The following is a 1316-nucleotide window of genomic DNA, read 5'->3' as shown; positions in this document are numbered from 1 at the left end:
GGCTAAATATCTGCTGTTAAAAAACAGTATATGATCACACCTAAATCTGATCATCAAATCGATCTTGAATGTATTGAATTTGTTGTGACTTCAGTGTACAAATTAGTGGAAACATCACTTCACGCTACCCCTTATTCCATATGGGTTTTTCATGATCTTGCCCTGTGAGTCAAAGATAGTTATTTACATAGCACGACCTAAAGTATGATTAAATCTACTATTTATATAGCTATATGTATGAAAGGCGTTGTCCTTTAAATTCTACAGTTAAAACCTGCTTTATTGGACTTTTCATAACTAAATACAGCTTTTCTTCATTGTAATAAACCTTAAAAAACATCAATCGCCTTGCTTTTATGAGATGGAATAAAATGGTGCTTTTTGTTTTTTTATTTTTTAAAGAGTCAGACTGAAAAACCATTTTCCTATTATAATTAATTAGAATGATCTGATTTCCTATCTTTAACTGTATACTATCGACATGCCATACTTCTACGGTGTTGTTTTTGTATTTTAGGTTATGAATTGTGTTTACAATCCCATTTCTGCACAGGCTATGTGAAACTTTCATATCACTCGTGACTGTTACTTTATAGTCACACCCTAGTGAGTTTATAAACCCAACGATAAGGGTCATTAAAGAAAAAAATATAACTAGCATTATAGTATAATCAAAAATTTTGAATCGCATGTTAATTAATTACCCTAAACGAAGAACTAATTGAATTAAACCTTTGGCATTTTAATTCATTTTCAATAAAGAGACAGTCCACATCGACATATGATGAGTGAAAAAAAGATAGAATATAGATAACAGTCATCATAACAAATGCCCTCAGTAATAATGAAAAGGTGAGGGTGCTAAATATATAAAAAAAAGAGGTTTCATTGATATTCCCAGAACTACTTTCACTAGACATCTCCCCTTCATCGAAAAATCGAATACTATAACCTTTACCTCTAATATTTCGTATTTCTATATCAGTATTTTCGAGTAGTTTTCTTAATCTCGAAATAGCTACAGGTAAGGATGAGTCTCGTAATACTCCCGTATCTCCCCACCCAGCTTCTAATAGTTCATTTTTTTCGACAAAATCCGGAGAAGAAGCCATTAATTTCTCCAGAATACTAACATCAGAAGCTGGAGCCTTATAGGCTATGCCTTTGTATTCAAATTTATCGAACGAATGAATGGCGAACCTCATGGGAACCTCTGGTGAATGATTTTAAACGTTATTTTACATAAACAATCCGTGTATTTACATTAAATAAATATAAATTTAACTTATTTAACGGTCTGTCGTTCCTGTTTAAGT

1 protein-coding gene is annotated in these 1316 nt (G+C 31.8%); it reads right to left on the bottom strand.

The window, feature by feature from the left end:
* Positions 1-692: 692 nt before the first annotated feature.
* A complete protein-coding gene (locus AB4307_RS22015) occupies positions 693-1205 on the bottom strand; it encodes a winged helix-turn-helix domain-containing protein (RefSeq protein ID WP_372133548.1) in 513 nt (170 codons plus the stop codon).
* Positions 1206-1316: the final 111 nt, after the last annotated feature.

This window comes from Vibrio sp. 10N.261.52.C2 (assembly GCF_041471425.1).
GTDB classification, from domain to species: Bacteria; Pseudomonadota; Gammaproteobacteria; order Enterobacterales; family Vibrionaceae; genus Vibrio; species Vibrio crassostreae_C.
This window is presented reverse-complemented; position numbering and strand designations above follow the sequence as displayed.

Excerpts from the sequence above, each read along its gene's own strand:
- AB4307_RS22015 (WP_372133548.1), bottom strand. The coding sequence starts at position 1,205 with ATGAGGTTCGCCATTCATTCGTTCGATAAATTTGAATACAAAGGCATA.